This window comes from Pararhodobacter sp., assembly GCF_034676545.1.
Taxonomy (GTDB): domain Bacteria; phylum Pseudomonadota; class Alphaproteobacteria; order Rhodobacterales; family Rhodobacteraceae; genus Pararhodobacter.
In genome coordinates this window covers 1,223,572-1,247,800 of record NZ_JAUCBZ010000015.1, presented here as the reverse complement: position 1 = coordinate 1,247,800, position 24,229 = coordinate 1,223,572, and the positions used below count along the sequence as shown (strand labels likewise).

At 62.9% G+C, this 24,229-nt stretch carries 21 protein-coding genes, 1 tRNA gene and 3 pseudogenes; 13 read left to right on the top strand and 12 right to left on the bottom strand.

The window, feature by feature from the left end:
- Positions 1 to 64: 64 nt before the first annotated feature.
- Positions 65 to 778: a rhomboid family intramembrane serine protease gene (locus VDQ28_RS09540; protein WP_323035720.1), complete on the bottom strand. Its 714-nt coding sequence runs from the start codon at positions 776 to 778 to the stop codon at positions 65 to 67.
- A gap of 87 nt (positions 779 to 865) precedes the next feature.
- Between VDQ28_RS09540 and trpS the strand changes: the two genes are divergently transcribed.
- Complete coding sequence (gene trpS, locus VDQ28_RS09535) at positions 866 to 1,903, top strand: tryptophan--tRNA ligase (protein WP_323035719.1); 1,038 nt, start codon at positions 866 to 868, stop codon at positions 1,901 to 1,903.
- Between the two features lie 143 nt (positions 1,904 to 2,046).
- Here trpS and VDQ28_RS09530 read toward each other — a convergent pair whose 3' ends face one another.
- The gene (locus VDQ28_RS09530) at positions 2,047 to 2,952 is read right to left on the bottom strand and encodes a LysR family transcriptional regulator (RefSeq protein ID WP_323035718.1); all 906 of its coding nucleotides are present in this window, start codon (positions 2,950 to 2,952) and stop codon (positions 2,047 to 2,049) included.
- Positions 2,953 to 3,063: 111 nt separating this feature from the next.
- On the opposite strand from VDQ28_RS09530, the gene VDQ28_RS09525 reads away from it, so the two are divergent.
- From VDQ28_RS09525 to VDQ28_RS09495, 7 genes are all read left to right on the top strand, one after another.
- Positions 3,064 to 3,495, top strand: coding sequence for a DoxX family protein (locus VDQ28_RS09525; protein ID WP_323035717.1), 432 nt, complete (start codon positions 3,064 to 3,066; stop codon positions 3,493 to 3,495).
- 33 nt (positions 3,496 to 3,528) lie between these two features.
- On the top strand, positions 3,529 to 4,110 hold the full coding sequence (locus VDQ28_RS09520; protein WP_323035716.1) for an NAD(P)H-dependent oxidoreductase: 582 nt from the start codon (positions 3,529 to 3,531) through the stop codon (positions 4,108 to 4,110).
- A gap of 20 nt (positions 4,111 to 4,130) precedes the next feature.
- Complete coding sequence (locus VDQ28_RS09515) at positions 4,131 to 5,066, top strand: pirin family protein (protein ID WP_323035715.1); 936 nt, start codon at positions 4,131 to 4,133, stop codon at positions 5,064 to 5,066.
- A gap of 67 nt (positions 5,067 to 5,133) precedes the next feature.
- Complete coding sequence (locus VDQ28_RS09510; protein ID WP_323035714.1) at positions 5,134 to 5,874, top strand: pirin family protein; 741 nt, start codon at positions 5,134 to 5,136, stop codon at positions 5,872 to 5,874.
- 79 nt (positions 5,875 to 5,953) lie between these two features.
- Complete coding sequence (locus VDQ28_RS09505) at positions 5,954 to 7,069, top strand: hypothetical protein (protein WP_323035713.1); 1,116 nt, start codon at positions 5,954 to 5,956, stop codon at positions 7,067 to 7,069.
- 117 nt (positions 7,070 to 7,186) lie between these two features.
- Entirely contained in the window at positions 7,187 to 8,281 is a 1,095-nt protein-coding gene (locus tag VDQ28_RS09500; protein ID WP_323035712.1) for a GTP-binding protein, read from the top strand.
- A gap of 78 nt (positions 8,282 to 8,359) precedes the next feature.
- Entirely contained in the window at positions 8,360 to 8,539 is a 180-nt protein-coding gene (locus VDQ28_RS09495; RefSeq protein ID WP_323035711.1) for a hypothetical protein, read from the top strand.
- A 46-nt stretch (positions 8,540 to 8,585) separates the two neighbouring features.
- Here VDQ28_RS09495 and VDQ28_RS09490 read toward each other — a convergent pair whose 3' ends face one another.
- Positions 8,586 to 9,449, bottom strand: a complete 864-nt coding sequence (locus VDQ28_RS09490; RefSeq protein ID WP_323035710.1) for an N-formylglutamate amidohydrolase — start codon at positions 9,447 to 9,449, stop codon at positions 8,586 to 8,588.
- A gap of 132 nt (positions 9,450 to 9,581) precedes the next feature.
- Between VDQ28_RS09490 and VDQ28_RS09485 the strand changes: the two genes are divergently transcribed.
- From VDQ28_RS09485 to VDQ28_RS09475, 3 genes are all read left to right on the top strand, one after another.
- Positions 9,582 to 9,656: transfer RNA gene (locus VDQ28_RS09485), tRNA-Val, on the top strand.
- A gap of 89 nt (positions 9,657 to 9,745) precedes the next feature.
- Positions 9,746 to 9,871 (top strand): type B 50S ribosomal protein L36, encoded by a 126-nt coding sequence (gene ykgO, locus VDQ28_RS09480; protein WP_323035709.1) that lies wholly within the window; start codon positions 9,746 to 9,748, stop codon positions 9,869 to 9,871.
- Between the two features lie 149 nt (positions 9,872 to 10,020).
- The gene (locus tag VDQ28_RS09475) at positions 10,021 to 10,356 is read left to right on the top strand and encodes a hypothetical protein (RefSeq protein ID WP_323035708.1); all 336 of its coding nucleotides are present in this window, start codon (positions 10,021 to 10,023) and stop codon (positions 10,354 to 10,356) included.
- 205 nt (positions 10,357 to 10,561) lie between these two features.
- Here VDQ28_RS09475 and VDQ28_RS09470 read toward each other — a convergent pair whose 3' ends face one another.
- From VDQ28_RS09470 to VDQ28_RS09435, 8 genes and pseudogenes are all read right to left on the bottom strand, one after another.
- Positions 10,562 to 12,370, bottom strand: a complete 1,809-nt coding sequence (locus VDQ28_RS09470; RefSeq protein WP_323035707.1) for a peptidoglycan-binding protein — start codon at positions 12,368 to 12,370, stop codon at positions 10,562 to 10,564.
- A 30-nt stretch (positions 12,371 to 12,400) separates the two neighbouring features.
- On the bottom strand, positions 12,401 to 13,600 hold the full coding sequence (locus VDQ28_RS09465; protein WP_323035706.1) for a phenylacetate--CoA ligase family protein: 1,200 nt from the start codon (positions 13,598 to 13,600) through the stop codon (positions 12,401 to 12,403).
- 75 nt (positions 13,601 to 13,675) lie between these two features.
- On the bottom strand, positions 13,676 to 14,500 hold the full coding sequence (locus VDQ28_RS09460) for an ABC transporter ATP-binding protein (protein ID WP_323035705.1): 825 nt from the start codon (positions 14,498 to 14,500) through the stop codon (positions 13,676 to 13,678).
- A gap of 69 nt (positions 14,501 to 14,569) precedes the next feature.
- Positions 14,570 to 15,856, bottom strand: a complete 1,287-nt coding sequence (locus tag VDQ28_RS09455; protein ID WP_323035704.1) for an ABC transporter substrate-binding protein — start codon at positions 15,854 to 15,856, stop codon at positions 14,570 to 14,572.
- Positions 15,857 to 15,906: 50 nt separating this feature from the next.
- A pseudogene (locus VDQ28_RS09450) lies at positions 15,907 to 16,984 on the bottom strand (branched-chain amino acid ABC transporter permease).
- Positions 16,985 to 16,988: 4 nt separating this feature from the next.
- On the bottom strand, positions 16,989 to 17,990 hold the full coding sequence (locus VDQ28_RS09445; RefSeq protein WP_323035703.1) for a branched-chain amino acid ABC transporter permease: 1,002 nt from the start codon (positions 17,988 to 17,990) through the stop codon (positions 16,989 to 16,991).
- A 29-nt stretch (positions 17,991 to 18,019) separates the two neighbouring features.
- The gene (locus tag VDQ28_RS09440) at positions 18,020 to 18,841 is read right to left on the bottom strand and encodes an ABC transporter ATP-binding protein (protein ID WP_323035702.1); all 822 of its coding nucleotides are present in this window, start codon (positions 18,839 to 18,841) and stop codon (positions 18,020 to 18,022) included.
- A gap of 26 nt (positions 18,842 to 18,867) precedes the next feature.
- The gene (locus VDQ28_RS09435) at positions 18,868 to 20,832 is read right to left on the bottom strand and encodes an AMP-binding protein (protein WP_323038097.1); all 1,965 of its coding nucleotides are present in this window, start codon (positions 20,830 to 20,832) and stop codon (positions 18,868 to 18,870) included.
- Positions 20,833 to 21,038: 206 nt separating this feature from the next.
- Here VDQ28_RS09435 and VDQ28_RS09430 point away from each other — a divergent pair.
- A pseudogene (locus tag VDQ28_RS09430) lies at positions 21,039 to 21,524 on the top strand (cation diffusion facilitator family transporter); the annotation flags it as partial.
- Between the two features lie 67 nt (positions 21,525 to 21,591).
- The gene (locus VDQ28_RS09425) at positions 21,592 to 21,942 is read left to right on the top strand and encodes a cation diffusion facilitator family transporter (protein ID WP_323035701.1); all 351 of its coding nucleotides are present in this window, start codon (positions 21,592 to 21,594) and stop codon (positions 21,940 to 21,942) included.
- A 242-nt stretch (positions 21,943 to 22,184) separates the two neighbouring features.
- On the opposite strand, the pseudogene VDQ28_RS09420 reads toward VDQ28_RS09425, so the two are convergent.
- Positions 22,185 to 24,196 (bottom strand): annotated as a pseudogene (locus VDQ28_RS09420) (M3 family metallopeptidase).
- Between the last annotated feature and the right edge of the window lie 33 nt (positions 24,197 to 24,229).

The window sequence follows — 24,229 nt, the reverse complement described above, 5'->3', positions numbered from 1 at the left end:
GTTCACTCCTGCTATGCGTTTGATCGTCAATCTAACGTATTGCGGGACCAGGGCAAGGAATCCGTCAGCCGCAAATCCGCTCCCGCAGCCGCGCCCAACTGCCCGGCCCCAGAACCAGCGCCGATCCGGCAAAGCCCAGCGCGAAACTGGCAACCTCGGCGATCCACGCCGGGCCTGCCTCGGCCAGCAGGCCGAACGCCAGCCGCGCGAGGACCAGAATACCGATCATCGCAAAGGCCCGGCGCTGCTTGGTGCGGTCGCCCGCCGCCTCACGCCACTTGATCCAGGTGAACGCGCCGACCAAGGCAAAGGCCATCGGCATCGCGCCAAACAGCCAGCCCAGATGATCCGCGCGGGTGATCAGGCCAAAGATCGCCGCGCCCATCAATGGCGCCACCAGAACCAGCACCACAAAGCGCGCCGCGCCAAAGGACTCGGCGACCGTCTTGCCCAGCGCCGCCACCAGAACCACGCCGAACAGCGCGTGCATCGGCGTGCCGTGGATGAAATTGAAGCTGAAATAGCGGATCAGATGCTGCGTCGGGAACCGCCAGTTCTGCAGCATCCAGTCCTGAATGCCGCTGGAAAAGGCGAACCGCTGGATGGTCTCGATGCGCCAACCAACCGCCTGCGGCCCGCCGACCAACCCGGCCCCGCCCGCCCAAAGCACCGCCTCGATGCCCAGAATGACCAGCAGAACCAGCCAGATCACCCCCGGCAAGGGGTTCAGCGGCGAGGCATTCAGATCGGCCAGCGGATCACGGTCATCGTCGGTCATGGGCTGCTCCCTTTGGGGTTCTGTTGACGCCCCGCCCTGCCAGCGATAAGCGAGACAAACAGTTTTTTCCACCACGGAGTGCAGTCAATGGCCGACGCCGCCCCCGCAAAGTTCAAACCCCGCGTTTTTTCCGGCATCCAGCCCTCGGGCGGGTTGACGCTGGGCAACTATCTGGGCGCGATCAAACGGTTCGTCGATATGCAGGATCAGGGGATCGAGACGATCTATTGCATGGTCGATATGCACGCGATCACCGTCTGGCAAGACCCGGCCGCCCTGCGCCACCAGACGCGCGAGTTGGCGGCGGGCTATCTGGCGGCGGGTCTGGACCCGGCGAAATCCATCCTGTTCAACCAGTCGCAGGTCTCGGCACATGCGGAATTGGGCTGGGTGTTCAACTGCGTGGCGCGCATGGGCTGGATGAACCGCATGACGCAGTGGAAAGACAAGACGGCGGGGAAAAACACCGAACAGGCCTCGCTGGGGTTGTTTGCCTATCCGTCGCTGATGGCCGCCGATATTCTGGTCTATCACGCGACGCATGTGCCGGTCGGCGAGGATCAGAAACAACATGTCGAGTTGACCCGCGACATCGCCGCCAAGTTCAACCACGATTATGGCGTCGAGTTCTTTCCGATCACCGAGCCGGTGATCGAGGGGGCGGCGACCCGCGTGATGAGCCTGCGCGATGGCACCAAGAAAATGTCGAAATCCGACCCCTCGGACAATGCGCGCATCAACCTGACCGATGACGCCGACAAGATTTCCTCGAAAATCCGCAAGGCCAAAAGCGACGCCGAGCTGCTGCCCGAGACGATGGACGAGCTTTCTGAGCGCCCCGAGGCGCGCAATCTGGTGAACATCTATGCCGCGCTGTCGGGCATGAGCAAAGAGGCGGTTCTGGGGGAATTCTCGGGCCAGGGGTTCGGCGCGTTCAAGCCGCGGCTGGCGGATCTGGCGGTGGCGACCCTCGCGCCGATCTCGACCGAGATGCAGCGCCTGATGCAGGACCCGGCCGAGATCGACCGCATTCTGGGCGACGGCGCCGACCGCGCGGCGGCGATTGCGACGCCGATCCTGGAGCGCACGCTGGATATCGTTGGCATGGTGCGTTCGCGCCGCTGAGTTTGGGGGTGGGCCGCCTCGGGGGGCATCGAGCCCCCGCTCGGCGGCGTGCGACACGGGTCGCACGGGGGGGCGTTGCCCCCGCCGACCGAACGCGATGAGCATGGCGCGAAAGAGGCCCGTGGCGGATGGCGGGCCTCGGATCAGCCTTCCCACGGCAGGTTTTTGCACGTTGAGACCAAGTGATCCACGAACAACCGCTGCCGCGTGGATTGAAAGCGGTTCGGCTGGAACACCGCGTAAATCTCGCGTTTGGGTGAGGTGACGTAGTCGGGCAAGACCACCTGCAAATCCTGCGCCTTGAGGTGTTCGGCGACGTAAAACACCGGAAGAATGGTCATGCCGACGCCCTGCACCGCCGCGCTGCACAGGATGTCGCCCGAATCTGACTTGAAGTTTCCCTGTAGCCCGACCTGACCGATCTGACCCGACGCATCCTCGAAACGCCATTCGTGCACGCCTTGATTGCCGGTGTAGGCCAGCACATTGTGATGCGCCAGATCCGCCGGGGTGCGGGGCGTGCCCTGCGCGGCAAGGTAGCCCGCGCTGGCGCACAGCACAAAGGGGCAGGACGCCAGACGCCGCGCGATCAGCGAGGTATCCTTGAGCGACCCGATGCGCACCGCGAGGTCGAACCCCTCATGCGCAATATCGACGAACCGCTCGTTGAGGCTGACGTCCAGCTCGACCTCCGGGTGTTGCATGGCAAACGAGGCGATCGCCGGGCCGAAATACTTGATGCCGAGGCTCTGCGGGAAACTGACCTTCAGCGGACCCCGGGGGCGTGATTTCAGCTCGTAAATCTGTTCCTGCGCCTCTTGCAGATCCTCCAGCGCCCGCGATGCGCGTTCAAAATACAGCGCACCCTCCTCGGTGACGGAGACATTGCGCGTCGTGCGGTTCAGCAGCTTGACCTGCAAATCCTGCTCAAGGTTCTGAATTTGCTTGGAAACCGCCGAACTGGTGAGGCCCAGCGCCCGCGCGGCACCGGCAAAGCTGCTGGCTTTTACCACGGCAATGAAAACGCCAACGCGGGACAGATGGTCCATCTACATTATCAACCTTTTGGAATGAGTTAACTTCTGAATGGCAGTATTATCAATCGGATGAGGAAATGCAATCTACGGGTCAGACAGAAACCACATCCTTGGAGCAAGACCATGACACAGACCGACACCCTGAACACCGGCGCTTTCATCACCCGCCTCTCACTCGGCGGAATTCTTCTGGCCCACGGCCTGCTCAAGCTGATGGTGTTCACCATCCCCGGCACGGTCGGCTATTTCGCCAGCCTCGGGTTGCCGCCGGTCGCTGCCTATCTGACGATCTTTGCCGAAATCGTCGGCGGCGCAGCGATTGTCCTGGGGCTCTACACGCGGCTGGCGGCGATCTTGTCGATCCCGGTTCTGCTGGGCGCGCTTTGGGTTCATGCCGGAAACGCCTGGGTGTTCAGCGCCGAAGGTGGCGGCTGGGAATTCCCGCTGTTGCTGGTGCTTCTGGCGGTTGCGGTCGCCGTTCAGGGCGGCGGCGCCTTTGCCCTGCGCAAATTGCCAGTGGTCGACGGTTTCATCCCCACTATCTTGAAGGCATAAGCAAGACCCTTGCCCAAACAGAAAGCCCCCGTCATGCCCAAACTTCTCATGGTCTCCGGCAGCACCCGGACCGGGTCCACCAACTCGAAACTCGCGGCGCTGGCCGCGAGTATCGCCCGAGACGCCGGCGCCGATGTCACGCTGATCGACCTCAAAGACTATGACATGCCGCTTTATAACGGCGATCTGGAGGCCGAATCCGGCCTGCCCGACACCGCCAAACGGCTCAAACAGGTGTTTGTCGAGCATGACGGCCTGTTCCTTGCCTCGCCGGAATACAACAGCTCGATCTCGCCCTTGCTCAAGAACACGCTGGACTGGATCTCGCGGCGCGATACGCCGGATGAGCCCGCACTTTGGGCCTACAAAGGCAAGGTTGCGGGGCTGGGCGCGGTTGGGTCCGGGGCCTTGGGCGGTTTGCGCGGCCTTGTGCCTCTGCGCATGATGCTGGGCAATATCGGCGTCACCGTGGTGCCAAGTCAGGTCGCCATCTCGCATGGCCTGAGCGCCTTTGACGAGCGCGGCGCACTGAAGGACGAGCGCCAGCACGGTATGCTGAAAGCCACGATTGACCAACTGATCTCCACGACGCGCGCGCTGAAGGCCACGCGGTAACCCCAACGAAAGGACACGCCATGAGCTGGAACCCCTCTCTGGAGCCAAGCTGCCCCGGTGCCGACAACCTCGACTCGATCGAGACGCTGATCGTGCCCCGCGCCCGCGATATCGGCGATTTCGAGGTCCGCCGCGCCCTGCCCGCCGCCCGGCGGCGCATGGTTGGCCCCTTCGTGTTCTTCGACCAGATGGGCCCGGCCGAGTTCATCACCGACCAGGGCATCGACGTGCGCCCGCATCCGCATATCGGTCTGGCGACGGTGACCTATCTCTACAAGGGCGAGTTTCAGCACCGCGATTCGCTGGGCACCGATCAGATGATCTACCCGGGCGAGGTGAACTGGATGATCGCCGGCAACGGGGTGACCCATTCCGAACGCACCAGCGCCCAGACCCGCAAGGGGCCCAGCAAGCTGTTCGGCATTCAGACCTGGGTGGCGCTGCCCGAACACGCCGAGGAAATGGACGCCGATTTCGAGCATCACAAACAGACGGCCCTGCCGCTGCTGGAGGGCGACGGCAAGCAGGTGCGCCTGATCCTGGGCAACGCCTGGGGCGAGGTCGCGCCGGTCAAGACCTTTTCCGAGATGTTCTATGCCGATGCGATTCTGGAAGCGGGCGCGAAACTGCCGCTGCCCGACAATCACGAGGATCGCGGGATCTATGTCACCGAAGGCTCGATCGAGGTGGCGGGCGATCTGTTCCAATCGGGGCAAATGATGGTGTTCCGCCCCGGCGACGCGATCACCGTCAAGGCTGGTCCGGCGGGCGCGCGGCTGATGTTGCTGGGCGGCGAGACCCTGAACGGCCCGCGCCATATCTGGTGGAATTTCGTGGCCTCGTCGAAAGAAAAGATCGAGGCCGCCAAGGAAGCCTGGGCGGCGGGCGACTGGGAGCATGGCCGCTTCCAACTGCCACCGACCGACAAGGATGAATTCATCCCCTTGCCAGACTGATCAAACGCAAGGGTCTGCGCCTGACGCACGCGCGCCGCAGACCCGACACCCGGAAAGGATTTACACCATGACGATCCAACACGACACCACCCGGCAGGACGGCCTGACGCTGACCCTGCGCCCCGCCGCCGAACGTGGCAAAGCCGATTTCGGCTGGCTCAAATCCGCGCATAGCTTCAGCTTTGGCAACTACTATGACCCCGCGCATATGGGGTTCGGCAATCTGCGCGTCATCAACGATGATCTGGTTGCCGGTGGTCAGGGGTTCGGACGCCACCCGCACAAGAACGCCGAGATTTTCTCGTATGTTCTGGGCGGCGCGCTGGAGCACAAGGATTCGCTGGGCAATGGCTCGGTGGTCAGCGCGGGCGGCGTGCAATACATGAGCGCCGGGTCGGGCGTGACGCATTCCGAGTTCAACCCTTCGGCGACCGATGAAATGCGCTTCCTGCAGGTCTGGTTGCTGCCCGAAAAGGCCAACACCCCGCCAACCTATGACACGATCTATCTGTCGGACGCGGAAAAAAGTGGCGCGCTGAAACTGTTCCTGTCGCCCGATGGCCGCGACGGCTCGATGAAAACCCAAGCCAACGCCAGCGTCTATGCGGCAACGCTGGACGGCGATCAGAGCATCCGCACCGACGTGAAGGCCGGGCGCAAGGCCTGGGTGCAGGTGGCCAATGGCGCGCTGCGCGTCAACGGGGTCGCGCTGGGCAAGGGTGACGGGCTTGCGATTGACGGCAGCGGCACGCTGACCCTTGACCAAGGCACGGCGGCTGAACTCTTGTTCTTCGACCTCGCCGCGTAGCCCGGACAACAACACCCGGCGCGGCTTGTCTTGGGCCGCGCCGGGCCTCATGTTGGGTGGGAACACAGCGGCGAGCGGCATGGACAAAGCACGAAAACCGCCCAGACGCCGCAACGCGGTCTGGATCGAGCGCGCGATCATGGCCATGATCACCGCGCTGTCCCTGACATGGAGCGGCTGGTGGCTCTGGGGCCTGAGCCAGACCCCCGCGGCGGCGCTGTTCGTGGATCGCGGCGTGTCCGAGCTGTCCGCCGCTTATGACCGCGCTCTGCTGCACGATGCCACGCCCGAGGCCTTGGCCGCGCGGCTGTCGGATCATCTGGACGCAAGCCCGCGCGACTGGGTGATGATCGCCGCGCTGGAGGATCTGGCGCAGGCGCAAGGCGTGACGCTGCCGGCCGATCTGGTGGCGCGTCGCGTGGCGCTGGATGCCGAGGACAATGGCTGGATCGCCACCGGGGTCGCCTGTGCCGCCTGTGCGTGGGATTTGCGCGATTGCGCGGTGTCAGGGGCCTTGACCTGCGGGGTCGCGGTGAACCTGACGGTTCTGGGCGATCTGGTCGCCCTGACGCGCGAGGGCGGGCATTATATTGCCGGGTCCGAGGTCGATCAGGTGGATGTGGGCATCGCCTTTGTCGGGCTGGCCGCCACCGGGTTGGTGGTGCTGACGGGCGGCACCTCGCTGGCGGTCAAGGGCGGCGCGGCGCTGCTGCGGGTGGCGCATCGCACGGGGCGGTTGGCGCCCGAGATCCTGGGGGTTTTCCGGCGCGCCTTTGCCTTTGGTATCGACTGGGCGCGCCTGCCCGCCGTGCGCAACGCGGATGATCTGGTGCGGGTCGCGCGCCCGGCGGTGTTGCGGCCCGCGGTTGCGGTGGCGCAGGATCTGGGGCGGCTGAATGCAAGGCTGGGCAGTCGCCAGGCACTGCATCTGATGGGCGCGATCGACACCCCCGCCGAGGCCGCGGCACTCGGCCGTGCCGCCGAGGCCCTGGGGCCGCGCACCCTGGGCACCTTCGAGATGCTGGGCAAATCACGGTTCCTGCGGTTGGGCGTGCGGCTGGCGGATGAGGTCTGGGCGGTGATCGCGGGCCTGTTTGCGGCGCTGACCGCGCTGCTTGGCCTGCTGGGACCGCTGTTTGGCCGCCTTGGTCGCGTTTTGCTGCGCGGTGTGGTCCGGGTGGCCCTGCGCGTGTGAACCCCAAGAACGGTGCGTGCAAGCACGCACCCTACGAACCGCCGCGCGGGTGTCGTCGGGCCTTGGCCACCCGGAGCACCAATGATAGGCATTCCACGACCGATCTCGGAGCCCGCCATGCCAGCCCAACCCATTCCCGTCACCCTGCTCACCGGTTTTCTGGGCTCGGGCAAGACCACGCTGCTCAACGCCCTGTTGCGCGATCCGAAAATGGATCGCGCCGCCGTGGTGATCAATGAATTCGGCGAGATCGGGCTTGATCACGACCTGATCGAAAGCTCGACCGAGGCGATGGTGCTGATGCGCTCGGGGTGCCTGTGTTGCGAGGTGCGCGGCGATCTGGCGCAGACCCTGGCCAATTTGCGCGACCGTCGCGAGGCCGGCGAGATCGCGTTTGACCGCGTGGTGATCGAGACCACCGGCATCGCCGACCCCGGCCCCATCGTGCAGACCTTGGTGATGGATGGCGAACTGAGCTATGATTTTGCGCTGGACGGCGTGCTGACCACCGCCGACGCCGCCACCGGGGCGCGAACCCTGGACCAGCATTTCGAGGCGGTGCAGCAAATCGCCATGGCCGACCGGATCATCCTGACGAAAACCGACCTGGCGACGCCTGCGCAACTGGCGCGCTTTGAGGCGCGTCTCGCGGCGATCAACCCCGGCGCGCCCCGCGTGCGCGCCGAACACGGCGCAATCGACCCGGCGCTGTTATTCGGCGTTTCACCGCGTCAGGACAGCAGTCAGGCGCAGGCCCTGTCCTGGGTCGCGGCCGCCCCGAAAAGGGCCAGCCTGCCCCCCTTGAGCGGGCTGACATCGACCAACCCGCTGTCGTTGCCGCAAAGCCACGGGCTGTTTGCCGCCGGTGCCAAACCCACCAGCCACGACGGGCGCATCACCTCGCAATCCATCGAAATCGCCCAGCCGATTTCGCCCATCGTCTTTGACCTGTGGCTGGAATCGCTGATGAATTCCGCCGCCGCCGATATCCTGCGCCTCAAGGGTGTGGTGCATGTCGAGGGCATGACCCACCCGTTTGCCTTGCACGGGGTTCAGCATATCTTTCACCCGCCGGTGCCCTTGTCGCATTGGCCCGAGAGCGACAAGATCAGCCGCATTGTGGTGATTGGCCGCGATCTGCCGCCGGGCTATCTGTCAGAGAGCCTCGCCTTTCTGCGCAGCAAGCCAGAGGTCACCGAACATCGGCTTTAAACCGCGCACCGGGGCGCAAGAACAAGCCTTGCACCACCAACCCTGTTATACTAACCCCGACCACAACCGGAGGACGACATGAATCAAGATCAAGCAACCTATGACGCATTTTCCAAGGCCATGGAGTTTTGGAGCAAGCTTTGGCGGCAGAACTATGAGCAAAGCCTCGCCTTCTGGGCGATGATGGGCCAATCCGTGCCGCGCGCATCCGCCCGCGAACTGGCCGCCGAGGCCGAGTCGATGAAGTCGAAAACCTGAACGACACGCGTCGCGCGGCGGCACCGACAGGTCAGGCTGCCGCGTATCACTGCGCGGCCACCTCCAACGGCACGCCGCCGACATCAATGCGGGCAATCTGCGCGACAATACCGCCCATGAGGCGCTGAAACTCGGGGAACTGCGCCGACGGCTCCACCCGCGCCTCATCGAGATACAGCGCCCGATCAATCTCGATCTGGATGACATGCATCCCCTGCGCGGGCTGGCCGTAGCGCTGCGTGATATAGGCCCCCGCAAACGGCGCGTTGCGCGCCACTGTCAACCCCGCCGCGCGAAAGACAGCCTCGACCTGGGCGGCGATTTCCGGCCCGCAGGCCGCGCCCCAGCGGTCGCCGATCACGATATCCGGACGGCTCGCCCCGCGCGAGACGTGCCCGCTCAACGCCTCATGCGGCATCGAATGCACATCACACAGCAACACCTGCCCGAATCGCCGGTGTTGCCGCTCCAGCGTGGCCGACAGCGCCGCATGGTAGGGGTGCCAATAGCGGCTGATTCGCGCCTTGGCCTCGGGCATCTCGATCTTGCCGCTGTAAATCGCCCGCCCATTGGCCACCACCCGCGCCAAGACCCCCAGCCCCGAGGCGATTCGCGGGTTCAATCCGGCGCGCTTTGCCCCGTTCACCAGCGCCGGGTCCAATTCATCGGCGGCGCGGTTGAAATCGACATAGGCGCGCGGCACCTGACTGGTGATCAGAGGCGCGCCATGATCGGGGGCCTGCGCCAGCAACAGATCCACATACGCATCCTCGGACGACCGTAAAACAAGGGGATCCACCGCCACCGCCGCCAGAAATGCCTGCGGATACACGCGCCCCGAATGTGGCGAGGCAAACACCACCGCAGAGGTGGCGCGCACGGGTTCAGCGATCTCGACGGCAATCGGCATTCACGGCGCTCCTTCATCGCCAATCATAACGATGAAAATCTATCAACGGAAAGCCCTTGAACATACCCGAGGTTCCTTTTATAGACCCCATCATTGACGTGGTCGGGGCCTTCGGGCTCGGATCAACTGTCAGGGCGCGTAGCTCAGTGGTAGAGCACTACGTTGACATCGTAGGGGTCACAAGTTCGAACCTTGTCGTGCCCACCATTCCTGTCTAGACAGGGTTGGATCACCGCACTCCGCATGGGGTGCCATAGATTTCAAGGCGCTCGCGCGCCGCGAAGAGGAGAAGACCGATGAAGGTCAAGAATTCGCTGCGCTCGCTCAAAGCGCGCCACCGTGATTGCCAGATCGTGCGCCGCAAAGGCCGGGTTTATGTGATCAACAAGACCCAGAAAAAGTTCAAGGCTCGTCAGGGCTGATCTGAACCGATTTCATGCGCAAGGCCGCCCGGGAAACCGCGGCGGTTTTTTGCATTTGGCGACCGTATTTGGCGTCGTTCCCGGTTCATGGTGGTTCTGTGCTATACTCGCTGCCTTTCATCATTGGAAATTGAGAAGGGAGACACGCCATGAAACCAGTTTTTATCTCTTTGGGCCTTGTCGCCACCATGCTGGTTGGATGCTCCGAGTTCACCAGAGCAAGCCGTTACGCCCTCGACCCGATCACGTCGGACGACAGGCAATTCGAGGTGTTCATGCTCGTGCGGAGCGTCAACCCGGAATACACCGACCCTCGTCAGGATCCAGAGGCCACGACTGCGGTTTATGTCACCGTCGCACCGGGGCGGGTGATCTACTGCGGTGCCACGGCCAGCGGCTGCCATGACGTCGTCCGGCGGTTCCGGAATCACGAAACATCCCTGGTCGAGGACATGGTGGACCTGACCAATCGCGGCGGGATGTAGCCGCGCCCTGACGCTGTCCAAGGTGCTGCCCGAGGTGCAGCGCCTCGCGACAGCCGAGTCACCGGGCGGCGCGTATTTGGCGACCGCGCGGTGACGGGCTGAACCCCGTCCGAATAATTACCAAAGGGTTACTGCAGCAGGCCAAGCCCTTGATATCATGTGTCTCACACGCTGTCCCCCCGTGAGACACCCCGGCTGGAACCCCTCAATTCCCGCGCCGCGCCCGACCCTGCGCCCGCAAGGAGTCCCAGGTTTCCCGCGTCACATATCCCGACACCTGCAGTCCGTTTTGCTGCTGAAACTGCTGGATCGCCTGCCGGGTCTGCTGGGTCACGGACCCATCGACCCGTCCCGGATCATACCCCAGCCCGGCCAATTCCCGCTCCACGATTTCCCAGCGGGTCATCTCTCCGCGCCGCTGATCCAGATTGAGCGACTCCTCTTCTTGCTGGGGTGAAACATTGGGCGACATCGGCGGCGAAAGCTGGTCCAGACGCTGCCGCGCCTGATCCGCGAAAGACCCGTTCGGGAACGCATTCAGGAACGACCGATACCCGTCGATCGTATCCACATTGCTAGCCAACGCCCAGGCCGCGAATTCCAGCGCAGGCGGCAGACCGCCGCCGCCGCCGTCCGATATCCCGCCCCGAAGCTGCTCGATCCGGCGCTGCGCCTGACGCGCGTGCTCGCCATTCGGGAAGGCGTTCAGATAGGCGAGGTAGGCCTGCTCGGTGTCCTGATTTTGCGCCTGATTCCAGGCGGCATTCTCGCGGGCAGCCTCGGCTGCGCGGCGATCCGCCTCGATCTGTTGCAGCCGGTCTCGGGCGACGCTGGCGAAGATTCCCTCGGGGAAACGCTCCAGATAGGCGCGCAGACCGACCTCATCCTGACCCGAGCCGGTATCGCGCCAAAACGCCCGGTCGCGCCGCTCAAGGGCGGCTTGACGGGCCTGCGCCTCGGCCTCGAGCTGGGCGGCACGCCGCGCCCCTTGCTGCGCCAGTTCGAACACCTGGTCGCGGTTGAGAAAGCCCGTCTGGGTCAGCCCGCTGGCCGCCTGCCACGCGGCAATCGCCGACCGGGTTCCGCCGCCGAATATCCCGTCGATACCCCGCGGCTCGAAGCCGAGGATGGTCAGGTCGCGCTGGATCGATTGGCGTTCACTGCGGCTGAGATTCAGCGCGGCCTCGATGCGTTCGGGCGTGTTCAGCAAGCGATCCCGCGCCGCGCGGGCCAGCGCCGCATAGTCGCCGTCAGGCCATTGCGCCAGATAGGCCTCGTAGGAGGCCAAGGTATCCGCGTCCAAGGCCTGCCCCCAAGCCACACGATCTGCATCGTCCAACGGTTGATGATCCGCAGGCAGGAACGTAAGGTAGGGCGGGTTGAAACCTTCGATCTGAATATCGGCCCGCCGCGCCGCCAGCGCGCCGATCGTCACGCCCGGTTGCGCCAGACTGCTGAGGAAATCAGCGATGCCCGGCCCCGAGCCACGCACCACCGACACCCCTTGCGGCACCATCAGATCGGTGGGCAGGCCCGCGCTGAACCCCGCAACAGTGCCAAGTGGAAAACCATAATCCGCAATCGCGACAACCGCGCCGCCTTGCCGCTGCCCGGCCAGCGCGAGGATCGTTGCCAGCCGCACGCCCTGCGCCTCGACCGAGGCATAGTTGGGTTGTGTGGCGTTTGTACCCATCAGCCAGGTGCCGTGCGCGGCGTTCAGCGTGTGCCCGGCAAAAACGATCACCACCCGCTCGTGATCTTGGTTGCTCAGGGCATCCGAGAGGTTCGACATGGCGGCCTGCATGGCGGCCGATGACAAGTCGGTTGCCATCTCTACGCGGAACCCTGCCGCCTCCAGACGTCTGACCGACTGCAAGACAACCCCTGCGCCGCGTGCGTCGCGCACCGAGTCATAGTCTTCATTGGCGATGATCAGGGCAATGCCCGTTGACGCCTGGGCTGGCACCAACGTGACAAGCCAGAACGCCGTGGCCGTGAGAAATCGAGCAAACATGCAACCCTCCGTAAATCGCGGAGGCTCAGGTTACTCGTAACTGCGCAGATCCTCGATCACCTTGCCGTCATTCGGCAACGTGCCGGGGGGTACGAGTTCAACCTTGCCCCGCAATTTGAGCGTATCAAGGATCGTGCCTTCGTACAATTTCGGATTGGAGGCGCGGGTTTCGATCTGCACGGTCATCACGTCCATCTCGCCGTCGCGGCTGGCGATGACGCGGGCGCGGCTGATCTCCTCATGGCGGCTGACCAAGGCGGCGACTTGTTCAGGGCGCACGAACATACCCTTGATCTTGGTCGTCTGGTCGGCGCGGCCCATCCAGCCCTTGATGCGCAGATTGGTGCGCCCGCAGGGGCTGGTGCCGTCCATGATCGCCGACAGATCGCCGGTGGCAAAGCGGATCAGCGGGTAATCGGGGTTCAGGCTGGTGACAACCACTTCGCCAACCTCGCCATGCGGCACAGGGGTTCCGGTGCCGGGGCGCACGATTTCAACGATCACCCCCTCGTCGATGACCATCCCCTCCAGCGCGTCGGTTTCATAGGCGATGTTGCCCAGATCGGCGGTGGCATAACATTGACGGGTGGTAATGCCGCGATCGGCGTAGTGCTGGCGCAGACTGGGAAACAAGGCCCCGGCCCCGACAGCGGCCTTGGTAAAGCCTAGTACTTCGCCCATTTCATCGGCTTTATCGAGGATGACCTTCAGGTAATCGGGCGTGCCCGCATAGGCCGTGCAGCCGATATCCTTGGCCGCGCGCACCTGCAATTCGGTCTGACCGGTGCCCGCCGGCAAAACCGCCGCCCCCACCGCCCGCGCGCCGCTTTCAAAGATCATGCCGGCCGGGACCAGATGATAGGAAAAGCAATTCTGGATGATATCGTCGCGCCCGATGCCGCAGGCGTGCAGGAAGCGCCCCATGCGCCACCAATCCGCCGAGAGGCCGCCGGGCTCATAGATCGGGCCGGGCGACTGGAAATAATACGCTGCATTGGACACGGCAACGCCACCAAACGGGGGGCGCTGCTTTTGCCAGCCGGAGAGGTCGGATTTGCGCAGCACCGGCAGCTTGACCAGATCCGCGACGGATTTGACCTCGCGCGCGGCCTCGACCCAACCGTCGAGCGCTATGGTCATGCCCGCAAGGCGTTCTTGCAAGGCCGCGCCTTGTGCGGCGGCGCGTTGGTCGGCGCTGCGGGTTTCCAGTGCATCGAAATACTTGGTCATGATCCTGGGGCTCCCGCTCCCTCGCGTCCGCTTTGGCGGTTCGTTACAGTGTCAAAGGTTGCCCGCGTGGCGGGCTTAGGCCAGCCAGCGCTTGCGACGGCGATAGCTGCGCACGTCGCGGAAGCTCTTGCGGCCCTTGTCGGACATCCCCAGATAGAATTCCTTCACATCGGGGTTTTCGCGCAGGTCCTTGGCAGAACCTTCCATCACGACGCGGCCGTTTTCCAGAATATAGCCGGTATGCGCAAAGCGCAGCGCCACGTTGGTGTTCTGCTCGGCCAGCAGGAAAGTCACCCCCTGCTCCTCATTGAGACGCTTCACGATGGTGAAAATCTGCTCCACCAATTGCGGTGCCAGCCCCATCGAGGGCTCATCGAGCAAGATCATGTCAGGGCGGGCCATCATCGCGCGGCCAATCGCCACCATCTGTTGCTCGCCGCCCGAGGTATAGCCAGCCTGAGATTTGCGACGTTCGCGCAGGCGGGGGAAATAGTCATAGACCATCTCGAGATCGGCGGCGATCGCCGCGCGCCCCTGAGTGCGGGTGTAGGACCCGGTCATCAGGTTCTCTTCGACGGTGAGATGTTCAAAGCAGTGACGGCCTTCCATCACCTGAATAAGGCCATTCGACACCTGATCCGCGGGGTTTTCGCCGGTGAGGCGCTTGCCGCGATAGGAAATCGAGCCCTTGGTGATGTCGCCGCGTTCGGATTTCAGCAGACCCGAGATCGACTTGAGCGTGGTGGACTTGCCCGCGCCATTGCCGCCCAGCAGGGCCGTAATGCCGCCTTTGGGAACGGTCAGACTGACGCCCTTCAGCACAAGGATGACGTGATTATAAATCACCTCGATGTTGTTGACCTCTAGGAGTGTCTCGGCTTGTGCTTCGGTATCGAACATGGGTGCGGTTCCGTCAGAATAAGCGGTTGGGGTGGCAGGCGCCGTTGTGGCGCCTGCCGGGTTTTCAGATCAGTTACACTGTGGCGTGATGTTGTTTTCGGCAGCGAATGCAGCCGAATCTTCCAGTGCCAGCGTGGTGACCAGCTCCCGATCAGAGCTGATCCAACCGGTGATCAGGCTCCAGGACTGGGTGTCGGCATCCCATTGCTGCAGCATCGCCTGGCCGCCACCACCGTGGTTTTCGCACGACACGTTGAACGGTGCCGAGAAGCCGGGCAGTCCCAGTTCGGCCAGACGCTCTTCGGTGATCGACAGAGCCTCCATCCCGTCACGCATTTCAGAAGGCGTGATCTGGGCGTGTCCGTGGATCTCTTGCGCGGTGCGGGCGGCCTCGACGGCCAACATGGCTGCATAGAGACCACGCGAATACACCGCCGAGCCGATTTGGTCGCCGTTGCCAGCTGCCAGACCGCGATCAATGACGTATTCCTGAAGTTGCTCGTACAGCGGATAGTCGGTGCCCAAGCCGTGGAAGGTCAGCGCCGTGTAACCGTCGGCACCAGCACCGGCGGGCAGCACGTCATTTTCCGAACCCGACCACCAGATGCCGATGAAGTTTTCCATCGGGAAGCGGATGTTCGCGGCTTCCTGAATGGCGACAGCGTTCATCACGCCCCAGCCATACATGATCACATAGTCCGGACGCTCACGACGGATTTGCAGCCACTGCGAGCCTTGCTCTTGACCGGGGTGGTCAACGGCAATCGGCAGGAAGGTGAAGCCCTCACGCCCGGCCAGGTTTTCCAGCGTCGGGATTGGCTCGCGACCATAGGCCGAGTTGTGATAGACCAGAACGATCTTCTTGCCTTCCAGCGAGCCACCGTTCTGCTCGAGCAGATGGTTGATCGCCACCGAGGCACCATCCCAATAGTTCGCAGGGTAGTTGAACACCCACGGGAAGGTGTTGCCGTCCATCGCCGAGGTGCGGCCATAGCCCATCGTGTGCAGCGGAATATGGTCTTCGGTGACGCGGGGGATCAGCTGATAGGTGATGCCGGTCGACAGCGGTTGGATAATCAGCGGGTTGTCGCCGCGGATCGCTTCATAACACTCGACGCCGCGCTCGGTGTTATAGGCGGTTTCGCACTCGGTGGTGCGGATCGGCAAGCCGCCGATTCCCCCGTCGCGCTCGTTGATCAGGGTCAGATAATCCTGATACCCGTCCGCAAACGGAATGCCGCCCGGTGCATAAGGTCCGGTGCGATAGTTCAGCATCGGAAAATGCAGGTCTTGAGCAACGGCGGGTGCCGCGACCACGGTAGCTGCAAGAACCGCAGCCAGTTTCATCATCTTCATTGGTATCTCCTCCCAGTAGACGATTGTTGTAATTCCTTCACCCGGCCCGCTCAGTGCGGGAAGGGCCACAGGCGTAGTTTCTCTTTGATCGTGCGCCAGATGGCGGCCATGCCATGCGGCTCGACGATCAAGACGACGATGATCAAGGCGCCGATGATCATCACTTCCAGATGGCGCGCAAGATCGCTGGGCCAGCCCATCGTATCCACCAGCAAGACCTTCAGCAGAACCGGCATCAGGACCAGGAACGCGGCCCCGAGGAACGACCCGAGGATCGAGCCCAACCCGCCGATGATCACCATGAACAGCACGAGGAACGACTTGTTGATGCCGAAGGACTCGCCGGCTTCCGCCAGCGCCCAGGTACACGCCAAAGAACAAGGCTCCGGCGACACCGACAAAGAACGACGACACGGCGAAGGCCGTCAATTTGGCAATCAGCGGATTCACACCGATGATTTCCGCGGCGATATCCATGTCGCGGATTGCCATCCAGGTGCGGCCAATCGTGCCGCGCGTCAGGTTTCGGGCCAGCCAAGCCATGCCGACGACAAAGACCAGACACGTCAGGTAGACCGCGACCACACTGGCCGTCGCACCCGACACGATGACCCCGAACACTGCGCGATCAGGCATCGCAATCATGCCGGTTGACGAGTGGTTGAAGAACCAGCCAACCCGCGTGAACAGCCAGATCAGGAAGAACTGCGCCGCCAGCGTGGCCACCGCCAGATAGAAGCCCTTGATTTTCAGCGAGGGAAGGCCGAACAGCACGCCGACCACCGCGGTGACCAGCCCGGCAAGGATGAACACCACGAAAATCGGCATCCACGGGAAAGCCATGGTGATCTTGAAGGTCGCATAGGCCCCGACCGCCATGAAAGCGCCGGTCCCAAGGCTGAGCTGGCCACAATAGCCGATCAGCAGGTTCAACCCGAGGGCGGCGATCACATAGATCAGCAGCGGGATGACAATGGAATTCGCCCAGTAGTCGTTCAGCAAGAACGGCACGACCAGAAAGGCAAAGGCCAAGGCGGCCCAATAGGCGTAGCGGTCAAACCGGATCGGAAAGGTCTGGTTGTCGCTGGAATAGGTCGATTTGAAATCGCCTGCTTCACGGTAAAGCATAGTCTCAGACCCTCTCGATGATCTTTTCGCCGAACAGGCCCTGAGGCCGGAACAGCAGGAAGGCCAAGGCCAACATATAGGCGAACCAGTTTTCGGTCGCGCCGCCGATGATCGGCTGCATGAAGAAGTCGAACAGCTTTTCACCCACACCGATCAGCAAGCCGCCGACAATGGCGCCGGGGATCGAGGTGAACCCGCCCAGAATGAGCACCGGCAAGGCTTTGAGCGCGATCAGCGACAGCGAGAACTGCACACCCGACTTGGACCCCCACATGATGCCCGCGACCAGGGCCACGATGCCGGCGATCGACCAGGTCAGCACCCAGATGAAGCGCAGCGAGATGCCGACCGACAGCGCGGCCTGGTGGTCATCGGCCACGGCGCGCAGCGCCCGGCCCTGCTTGGTGTACTGCGAGAAAATCACCAGCGCCGTCACCAGGATCGCCGCAATGCCAAGCGCATAGATGTTCAGCGTGTCGATGTAGAAGCCGTAGAAATTCTCGTTCCCACCGCCCATCCACTGGGTGTTTTCCTCGATCCACAGGTTACCACCTTGCGGCAGCCCGACGTCCAGACGCTTGACCTCGGCCCCCCACATGATGTCGCCCAACCCCTCGAGGAAATAGGCCAGACCGATGGTCGCCATGAACAGGATGATCGGCTCCTGGTTGACCAGATGCTTGAGCACGACGCGCTCGACCAGCCAGGCAAAGCCAACCATCACGGCAATGGTGGCCGGAATGGCAAGGATCGTCGGCATGTTGAAGCCGAAGTGATGCACCGACGTGCCAAAGGTCGCGTTGATCAGATGCGCAAAGGGGATGGCGCCTTCCTGGAAGCCGACCAGCGTCAGCGCCGCGAACAGCGCCATCACGCCCTGCGCAAAGTTGAAGATGCCCGACGCTTTGAAGATCAGCACAAAGCCCAGTGCAACCAGTGAATACATGATACCAACGGTCAGGCCGTTCAGCGCGGCCTCGATGGCGAATAGGACGGTTTCAGACATGGCTGCCCCCCAGTCGAATGCGAATGCTCTCAGTCATGTGAAACCCCCAGATATGCGTCGATGACGTCCTGGTTGTTCATCACCTCTTCGGGTGTACCGTCGCCAATCTTCTTGCCGTAATCCATCACCACCACGCGGTCGGACAGGTCCATGACCACGCCCATGTCGTGCTCGATCAACACGATCGTCGTGCCGAATTCGTCGTTCACGTCCAGAATAAAGCGGCTCATGTCCTCTTTTTCCTCGACGTTCATACCGGCCATCGGCTCGTCGAGCAGCAGGATCTGCGGCTCGGCGGCCAAGGCACGCGCCAGCTCGACGCGCTTTTTCAAACCATAGGGCAGACGCGCCACGGGCGTCTTGCGGATCGCCTGGATTTCCAGAAAGTCGATGATCTTCTCGACGCTTTCGCGGTTCTTGGCCTCTTCGCGAGAGGCGGCACCCCACCACAATGCCTGCGACAGAAAGCCCGCCTTCATGTGGTGCAAACGCCCGGTCATGATGTTGTCGAGCACCGACATCCCCTCGAACAAGGCGATGTTCTGGAAGGTACGGGCGATGCCCATACGCGACACCTGATAGGGGCGCATGGGGGGGCGCTTGTAGCCCTTGTAGATCAAGTCGCCCTCTTGCGGGTTGTAGAACCCCGAGATGACGTTCAGCATGGATGACTTGCCAGCCCCGTTCGGGCCGATGATCGCGCGGATTTCCCCGTGGCGAATGTCAAAGCTGATGTCCTTGATCGCGATCACCCCGCCAAAGCGCAGGGTGATGTTTTTCAACTCCATCGCCACCGGGCCTATCTGGCGTCCATCAGCGGTCATGTAGCCGTCTTTTTGCGTGTCCAGCATCGGCGTTTTGTCCCCTTGTGCCACGTTCACGCGGCTGCAACTTTCTGCGCGGCGCTGGTGTCAAACACCTTGGCGTCGCGCAGTTCCAGCGTGGCTTTGATCGACCCTTTGCGGCCGTCCTCATAGGTCACTTCGGTCTCGGTCGAGACTTTGGGTGAGCCGTCATACAGACCGGTGATCAGGTCGGCGAATTTCTCCTCGACGATGCGGCGGCGCACCTTGCGGGTCCGGGTCATCTCGCCATCGTCGGCATCCAGTTCCTTGTGCAGGACCAGGAACCGATGGATCTGGCAGCCCGACAGCATCGGATCTTGCGCGACGCTCTCGTTGACCTCTTCCACATGCGACTGGATCGTTTCCAACACCCTGGGATGACCCGCCAATTCCTGATAGCTGGAATAGGCAATGTTGTTGCGCTCGGCCCAGTTCCCGACGGCGGTCAGGTCGATGTTGATAAACGCCGTGCAGCGGTCGCGGCCGTTGCCGAACACCACCGCCTCAAGGATATTCGGGAAGAATTTCAGCTTGTTCTCGACGTATTTCGGCGCGAACAGGCGGCCATCGGCCATTTTGCCAACGTCCTTGGCGCGGTCGATGATGCGCAGGTGCCCGGAGCCTTCCTCGAAGAAACCCGCATCGCCGGTGGCGACCCATCCCTCGGCGTCTTTGGTCGAGGCCGTGGATTCGGGGTTCTTGTAATACTCAACGAACGTACCCGGCGAGCGATAGAACACCTCGCCATTGTCGCCGATCCGCACCTCGACACCGGGCGAGGGTACGCCGACAGTATCCGAGCGCACCTCGCCATCAGGCTGCTGGGTGACGAACACCGACGCTTCGGTCTGACCGTAAAGCTGCTTCAGGTTGATGCCGATCGAGCGGTAGAAATCGAAGATCTCGGGGCCGATCGCCTCGCCCGCCGTATAGGCCACGCGGATCCGCGACAGGCCCAGCGTATTCTTCAGCGGGCCATAGACCAGCATCTCTCCCATGCGGTATTTCAGCCTGTCACCCGCACTCACCGGCTTGCCGTCCAGGATCAGACCGCCAACCTTGCGGGCGTGATCCATGTAACGCTTGAACATGCGTTGCTTGGCGGGGCTGGCGTCCTCCATGCGGATCATCACGGTGGTCAGCATGGTTTCGAACACGCGCGGCGGCGCAAAGTAATAGGTCGGCCCGATTTCGCGCAGATCGGTCAACATTGTCGCCGCACTTTCGGGGCAATTCACGCAAAACCCGGTCCAATACGCCTGCCCCACCGCAAAGATGAAATCGCCGACCCATGCCATCGGCAGGTACGCCAGAATTTCCTCGCGGTGGGTGAGATGGTCGAATTCGGACGAGGATTTCGCCGTCTCGATGATGTTGCGGTTCGACATCACGACGCCCTTGGGCTTGCCTGTCGTTCCCGACGTGTACAGCATGACGCAGGTGCTGTCGTAGGTCAGTTCCTCGGTGCGCTTTTTCAGTTCGCCCGAGAAACGCTGATGACCGGCACGACCTTCGGATTGGACATCCATCAGCCAGTTCATGCTGGTGTGGTCGTATTTCCGCATCCCGCGCTTGTCGAGATACAGAATCTGCTCAACGCAGCTGACGGTCTCTTGTACTTCGATGATCTTGTCGACCTGCTCCTGATCGCCGCAAATCACATAGCGCGCGCCGCAATGCTCGACGACATAGGCCATTTCTTCGGCAACAGCGTCTTGATACAAGGGCACCGGGATCGCGCCCACCGATTGCGCCGCGACCATCGCCCAATACAGAGCGGGACGGTTGCGACCAATAACGGCGACATAGTCGCCACGGTTCATGCCAAGGGCCAGAAAGCCCATCGCCATCGCCTTGACCTCGTCAGACACCTCTTTCCAGGTCCAGGACTGCCAAATGCCAAATTCTTTTTCGCGATAGGCAGCCGAGTTGCCATACTGCGCCGCGTTGCGCGCCAGAAGGGCAGGCACAGAATGCAGCGCCCCTTGCGTTGCGATCAAAGTCACCGGTGAATCTCCTCCCATTGCGCAGCCGGGCCGAGACCCGCCACACGTTACCTTAGTCGTGACCGCGGAGTTTTGCGGTAATTTTTCGCAATTGTTACGAATTGTTACAGCGGCGCTTTTCGCGGGGTGGCGCGCGCTGTATTGGCGCAGTATCGAGCGGCGGCGCGCTGCGTTGCGATTCACTCAAAGGCGTTTCCATGCCCCACAATTTCAAAGCGCTCAACCTTTCTGCCGGCGTCGCCTCGGTCGGGGTCGCCGTCGTGTTGGTGGCGTTGAAACTCTGGGCCCTGGTGCAGACCGGAGCCTTGAGCATCGCCGCGTCTCTGGCGGATAACGCCTTGGATCTTATGGTTTCTGTCGGCGCTTTGGCGGCAATTGCCTATGCCACGCGCCCCGCCGACGACGACCATGCCTTTGGCCATACCTCGGCCGAGGATCTGGCGGCTTTGCTGCAATCGACCCTTGTCCTGATGTCTGCCGCGGTGATCGGCGGCCTGGCCGGGCTCCGTCTGATCCATCCGCAACCCACCCCAATTCGCGCCGAATCGGCGGGGGTCGTGGTGATGGTCGTCTCGGTTTTGCTGACCGGCGCGCTCATTTTATGGCAACGCCATGTCGCGCGCCGCACCGGGAATCGCGTGGTCGCCGCTGATTTGCTGCATTATCTGGGCGACCTGCTGCCAACATTGGGCGTGCTGATCGCGCTGATCACCTCCTCGCGTTGGGGTTGGCAGCAGGTCGATTTCAGGCGTGGCGTTGATTGCCGCGGTCTGGATGGCAATCAGCGGTCTGCGGATCGGCCGCGGGGCGTGGGATGCGCTGATGGATCATGCCGCCAAGCCCGAGGTTCTGGCACGGATCCGCGACATTGCCACCAATTGGCCCGGAACCGAAGGGTTCCACGATCTGAAAACCCGGACCGCCGGCAGCCGGACGTTTGTCTCGCTGCACCTCGAGCTTCGTGGCGATCAAACCCTGAACAGCGCGCACGCCATTGCCGATGATCTGGAGCACCGCCTGGAAGCTGAAATCACCGGTGCCGAGGTGATCATTCATCTTGACCCGGTCGGACCGGGATCCGGCCGCAAGCGCAAGGGCTGAGACGGGGTAAGGCCGTTTCAGGCAGCCGCGCGACCCGCGCCAAGAATGCGCGCGCCCGGCGCAACCCGGTTGTGGCGCAGGAGGCCGCAACCCGGTTGAGGCACAATAGGCCGCAATCGGCCATCGGGTGAGAGACGCCCTGCGGCTCGGCAGCACTGTCCAAGACCCTGCCGCCGGGCAACCTCTGCGCCATCATGCACAGTTTTCGGGTTCACCGTCCGTGGTGCTGCCCCGACGGCGGTTCACGCCTCCAGCAACCCGCGCCCCTTCAGCAGCGCCTCGACGCCCGGCATTTGCCCCCGGAACGCGGTATAGAGCACCTCGGCCTCGCCTGATCCGCCCGCCGACAAGATGAATTTTTCGAGCTTTCTGGCCAAACCAGGGTCAAACGGGTCACCGACCTCCTCAAAGGCCTCGAAGGCATCGGCATCCATCACTTCGGACCACATGTAGCTATAGTAGCCGCTGGAATATCCATCCCCCGAGAAGATATGCGCGAAATGCGGCGTGGCGTGGCGCATGCGGATCGCCGATGGCATGCCAAGCGTTTCCAGCACTTCGGCCTGCTTTTGCATCGGGTCGGCGGGCGGGGCGCCATCGTGGAACTCCAGATCGACCAGAGCCGAGGCGACAAATTCCACCGTCGCAAACCCCTGATCCCAGGTCGCCGCCGTTTTCAGCTTTTCACGCAGCGCCTCGGGCATCGCCTCGCCGGTTTTCCAGTGGCGCGCGTGGGCCTCGATCACCTCGGGCACCTCCAGCCAATGCTCATAAAGCTGGCTTGGCAGTTCGACGAAATCGCGCGCCACCGAGGTGCCCGAGATAAACCCATAGGTCACATCGCTGAGCATCCCGTGCAGGGCGTGGCCGAACTCATGGAACAGCGTGCGCGCATCATCCCACGACAGCAGCGCGGGGTTGCCCTTGGCAAAATTGCACACATTGACCACCACCGGGCGCTGATCGGTGTCCAGCCTGTGCTGACCGCGGAAATTCGACATCCACGCGCCCGAGCGTTTCGACGGACGCGCAAAGTAATCGCCAATGAACACGGCGACATGCTTGCCGTCACGCGTCACCTCCCACGCGCGGGCATCCGGGTGATAAAGCGGCACCGCCAGCGGCGTGAAGGACAGGCCGAACAGACGATGCGCCACATCAAAGGCTGCGGCAATCATCGCCTCCAAGGATAAATAAGGCTTTAACGCCGCCTCGTCGAACTCATGCAGGGCCTGACGGCGCTTTTCCGAATAGAACCGCCAGTCCCACGGTTGCAACGGACCGCTTTCGCCATCGGCATGCAGCAGCGCCTCCATCGCCTCGGCATCCGCCAAGGCGCGGGCGCGGGCGGGCTGCCAGACCCGCATCAACAGATCGCGCACCGCCTGCGGCGTCCGGGCCATTTCGGTTTCCAACTTGTAGGCCGCGAAATTCTCATAACCCAGCAAGGTCGCCCGCTCGTGCCGCAAAGCCAGCGTTTCCGCCGCCAAAGCCCGGTTATCGGTCTCGCCCCCCCCTCGCCCCACGCGCGCCCCAGGCCTCATAGGCCTTTTCGCGCAGATCGCGGCGGGTGGAGTACTGCAAGAACGGCACGATCAGCGACCGGTTCAACGTCACCACATGCCCCTCCAACCCACGCTCCTGCGCGGCGGCGGCGGCGGTGTCGAACACAAACTCGGGCAGACCCGCCAGATCGTCGAGCGGCATGAACCAGTCGCGCTCATCGGCCAGAAGGTTCTGCGTGAACTGCGTGCCAAGACTGGCCAACCGCGACTTGACGGCCGCCATGCGGTCCGACGCGTCCCTGTCCAGTGCCGCACCCGCACGCACGAACATCCGCCGATAGAGCATCAACACCCGGTCCTGCTCGGGCGTCAGGCCCAAACTGTCGCGACGCGCCCAAAGATCCTCGATCCGCGCGAACAGCGCCGTGTTCGACGTCACCTCCGACGCATAGGCCGAGAGTTTCGGCGCCAGATCCCGGCTCAACGCCTCGCGCGCCGGGTTCGAATCCGCCCCGGCAAGATTATAGAAAACCCCGGCAACCTTATCGAGCATGCGATCCGCCCGCTCCAACGCCTCGATCGTGTTGGCAAAACTCGGCGGCTCGGACTCCGCGGCAATCGCAGCGACACATGCCCGGCCCTGCGCCAAACCCGCGTCAAACGCTGGCGCGAAATCCTCATCCCGAAATCTGCGCAAACGGCGGCAGGGCAAACGGTCCGGTCCAGTCACTCAACAAGGAATTGCTCAAAACCTTAGATCCTCTCTTTGTTCTTCAAATATC

Coding starts and splice junctions, on each gene's coding strand:
- VDQ28_RS09540 (WP_323035720.1), bottom strand. CDS start 778: ATGACCGACGATGACCGTGATCCGCTGGCCGATCTGAATGCCTCGCCG.
- trpS (WP_323035719.1), top strand. CDS start 866: ATGGCCGACGCCGCCCCCGCAAAGTTCAAACCCCGCGTTTTTTCCGGC.
- VDQ28_RS09530 (WP_323035718.1), bottom strand. CDS start 2,952: ATGGACCATCTGTCCCGCGTTGGCGTTTTCATTGCCGTGGTAAAAGCC.
- VDQ28_RS09525 (WP_323035717.1), top strand. CDS start 3,064: ATGACACAGACCGACACCCTGAACACCGGCGCTTTCATCACCCGCCTC.
- VDQ28_RS09520 (WP_323035716.1), top strand. CDS start 3,529: ATGCCCAAACTTCTCATGGTCTCCGGCAGCACCCGGACCGGGTCCACC.
- VDQ28_RS09515 (WP_323035715.1), top strand. CDS start 4,131: ATGAGCTGGAACCCCTCTCTGGAGCCAAGCTGCCCCGGTGCCGACAAC.
- VDQ28_RS09510 (WP_323035714.1), top strand. CDS start 5,134: ATGACGATCCAACACGACACCACCCGGCAGGACGGCCTGACGCTGACC.
- VDQ28_RS09505 (WP_323035713.1), top strand. CDS start 5,954: ATGGACAAAGCACGAAAACCGCCCAGACGCCGCAACGCGGTCTGGATC.
- VDQ28_RS09500 (WP_323035712.1), top strand. CDS start 7,187: ATGCCAGCCCAACCCATTCCCGTCACCCTGCTCACCGGTTTTCTGGGC.
- VDQ28_RS09495 (WP_323035711.1), top strand. CDS start 8,360: ATGAATCAAGATCAAGCAACCTATGACGCATTTTCCAAGGCCATGGAG.
- VDQ28_RS09490 (WP_323035710.1), bottom strand. CDS start 9,449: ATGCCGATTGCCGTCGAGATCGCTGAACCCGTGCGCGCCACCTCTGCG.
- ykgO (WP_323035709.1), top strand. CDS start 9,746: ATGAAGGTCAAGAATTCGCTGCGCTCGCTCAAAGCGCGCCACCGTGAT.
- VDQ28_RS09475 (WP_323035708.1), top strand. CDS start 10,021: ATGAAACCAGTTTTTATCTCTTTGGGCCTTGTCGCCACCATGCTGGTT.
- VDQ28_RS09470 (WP_323035707.1), bottom strand. CDS start 12,370: ATGTTTGCTCGATTTCTCACGGCCACGGCGTTCTGGCTTGTCACGTTG.
- VDQ28_RS09465 (WP_323035706.1), bottom strand. CDS start 13,600: ATGACCAAGTATTTCGATGCACTGGAAACCCGCAGCGCCGACCAACGC.
- VDQ28_RS09460 (WP_323035705.1), bottom strand. CDS start 14,500: ATGTTCGATACCGAAGCACAAGCCGAGACACTCCTAGAGGTCAACAAC.
- VDQ28_RS09455 (WP_323035704.1), bottom strand. CDS start 15,856: ATGAAGATGATGAAACTGGCTGCGGTTCTTGCAGCTACCGTGGTCGCG.
- VDQ28_RS09445 (WP_323035703.1), bottom strand. CDS start 17,990: ATGTCTGAAACCGTCCTATTCGCCATCGAGGCCGCGCTGAACGGCCTG.
- VDQ28_RS09440 (WP_323035702.1), bottom strand. CDS start 18,841: ATGCTGGACACGCAAAAAGACGGCTACATGACCGCTGATGGACGCCAG.